We start from the raw sequence: 2,764 nt of genomic DNA on the forward strand, positions 1-2,764 counted from the left end.
TGCTTCCATGACGGACGCTGGCGCAAAGTTCTCCGAAGCGATCATCTCCAGCGTTGACTGCTGGCGGATGAGTTCCTGGGCGATCGCCTGATCAACCTCCGGGTCCGCCTGGGCGAGCGGGCGGATCAGCGGTTCAACCATGGTGTTCTCCTTTGAAATACTTATAGTTGCTGACTGTTCCTCAACTGATATATTAGAACTGTTGCCATAGTATGTTGAACATCACACAGCCGTCAACAGCCCGACAGCAACACATCCACCAAACTTGGAATTGCGGCAAGCGGGAGAGAGCAGATGAGCACTGTTTTGGAAGCACTGGATACGGGCACACAAGGGGCCTCGCTGGCCGAGAATGCCTACCTGCTCCTGCGGGACAGGCTCATCATGCTGGAAATCAAACCGGGCGACCCCATCAATGATGGCCAGATTGCCGCCGAGCTCGGCATTGGACGAACGCCGGTGCGCGAGGCCATCAAGCGGCTCGAGAGCGACCACCTGGTGGTGTCCTACCCCCGGCGTGGAACGTTCGCCACCGGCGTCGACATCACCCAACTGGCGGACGTCTCGGAAATCCGGGAGCTCCTGGAACCCCTGGCGTCCCGTCGTGCAGCGCGCATGGCCAGCCCCCGCCTGCGCCAGGAACTGCGGGATGTGGCCGCTGCGATCAGCGACCTGGAGTCCGGCCATGCCGACCAGCACGAGCTCATGCGCTACGACATCATGGTTCACCGGCTCATCTACAAGGCGGCAGCGAATCCACACCTCGAGGACGTGCTGATCCGATACGACAACCTGGCAACCAGGATCTGGTGCCACATGCTGGAGAAGATGCCCTCCGTCACGGGCCACATCGCCGAGCATGCCGAGCTACTGACCGCCATTGCCGACGGCGACGAAGACCGCGCATCCCAGCTCGCCCTTCATCACGTGGTCAGCTTCGAGAAAACCATCCGCAAGGTCCTCTGACGCTCTCTCACATCACGGCACTCCCAGCCGAACCCTCACGCTGCCAAGTCTCGCCAAAACGGCGATGAGTGCAACTGGGTCTTATTGGCTGCAACGAGACACTTGAACTTGGGGCGTCCCGCACTGCCCCAAGACAAGGCTTCATCCGGAAATACTTCCTAGAACCCCTTGACCGTGACGCATCACACACCTAGTCTGAAGCAACAGTGTTGCGTTCGATGCAACCACGAATTTTATTGGTGGACATATGAGTAACGGAAAAACTTCGATGCCGGCGGCAGCCGATCCCTCTTCGTTAGGCAGCCAGCGTCGGCCGCACAGCGGGGACGAGGTCAGCAAGGACACCCGCCGCCGCGTCATCACCGCAAGCTTCATCGGCAACTTCGTCGAATGGTTCGACTACGCCGTCTACGGCTACCTGGCCGGCATTATCTCCTCAGTCTTCTTCCCGGAAGCGGACCGCCAGACGGCGTTGCTCGCAACCTTCGGCGTCTTCGCCATCTCCTTCTTCGTCCGGCCGCTGGGCGGCTTCATCTGGGGCCACATCGGTGACCGGCTGGGACGAAAGCAAGCGCTGTCGCTTTCCATCGTCATCATGTCGGTGGCCACGTTCTGTATCGCCCTCATCCCGGGCTACAACACCATCGGAGTCTGGGCTCCGGTCCTGCTCCTGCTGGTCCGCGTGGTCCAGGGCTTTTCCGCCGCCGGGGAATACGCCGGCGCCTCCGCCTTCCTGGTGGAATACGCGCCCGCCAACAAGCGCGGACTCTACGCCGCCGTCGTACCTGCCAGCACGGCTGCGGGCCTGCTGCTCGGTTCGCTGCTCGCAGCGCTTCTCAGCACGGTCCTCACCGCAGAGCAGCTCAACGAATGGGGCTGGCGACTGCCGTTCCTCCTGGCCGCGCCGATGGGCCTGATCGGCCGGTACATCCGCACCAAGCTCGAAGACACCCCTGCGTTCCTGGCCCTGGCCGACAAGGAACCGGTCAAGGCCCCCGCCCTGGCAATGTTCAAGACCTACCGCAAGCAGCTCATCATTGCCACGGGCGCCGTGCTGCTGAACGCCGTCGGCTTCTACGTCATCCTCAGCTACATGCCCACGTACCTGTCCGAGGAACTGAACTTCGGCGCCGCCGAATCGTTCCTGGCCACCACCATCGCCCTGGCCAGCTACATCGGCTTCATCTTCCTGACCGGCATCGCCTCAGACAAGTTCGGCCGCAAGCGCATGCTCATCACGGCGTCCGTGCTGTTCGTGGTGCTGACGGTCCCGGCCTTCATACTCCTGGACACCGGCAACTTCCTGGTGATCGTGCTGGTCCAGATCCTGCTGGGCGCCATGCTCACCCTCAACGACGGCACCCTGCCCAGCTTCCTGGCCGAGCTTTTCCCCACCAAGGTCCGGTACAGCGGCTTCGCCGTCAGCTTCAACCTCTCCAACGCCCTGTTCGGCGGCACCGCCCCGTTCGTGGCAACCCTCCTGATCGGCCTCAGCCACAACAAGCTGGCCCCCGGCTGGTACCTCGTGGCGGCCTCCATCGTTTCCCTCATCGCAGTCCTGTTCGCCGTGGAGACTTCCAAGAAGCCTCTGCAGGACGACTGAAAACCACAACACACCCCGCATTGAAAGGAACACTATGACCATCACCGAGAACGAAGCCGTAAACGATGTCGCCAAGCTGGAGCGCCTCAAGGTCCTCAAGAACGGCGAGAAGGTCTCCCTGACCTTCTCCGATGCCGAATTCGAGCGCCGCATCGCCGGGCTCCGCCGGATCATGGCCGAGAAGGAACTGGACGC

Annotated in this window: 2 protein-coding genes and 2 pseudogenes; 3 read left to right on the forward strand and 1 reads right to left on the reverse strand. The window is 61.9% G+C overall.

From position 1 onward, the window contains the following. Positions 1-141: pseudogene (locus tag J1902_RS01830) on the reverse strand (serine hydroxymethyltransferase); the annotation flags it as partial. Between the two features lie 153 nt (positions 142-294). Here J1902_RS01830 and J1902_RS01835 point away from each other — a divergent pair. The 3 genes and pseudogenes from J1902_RS01835 to J1902_RS19230 form a co-directional block, all read left to right on the forward strand. After that, positions 295-966 (forward strand): GntR family transcriptional regulator, encoded by a 672-nt coding sequence (locus tag J1902_RS01835; RefSeq protein WP_207614564.1) that lies wholly within the window; start codon positions 295-297, stop codon positions 964-966. Between the two features lie 247 nt (positions 967-1,213). Further along, on the forward strand, positions 1,214-2,569 hold the full coding sequence (locus tag J1902_RS01840) for an MFS transporter (protein ID WP_207614565.1): 1,356 nt from the start codon (positions 1,214-1,216) through the stop codon (positions 2,567-2,569). A 34-nt stretch (positions 2,570-2,603) separates the two neighbouring features. Then, positions 2,604-2,764 (forward strand): annotated as a pseudogene (locus tag J1902_RS19230) (creatininase); the annotation flags it as partial.

The sequence above is a fragment of the Arthrobacter cavernae genome (assembly GCF_017368795.1).
Lineage (GTDB): Bacteria > Actinomycetota > Actinomycetes > Actinomycetales > Micrococcaceae > Arthrobacter > Arthrobacter cavernae.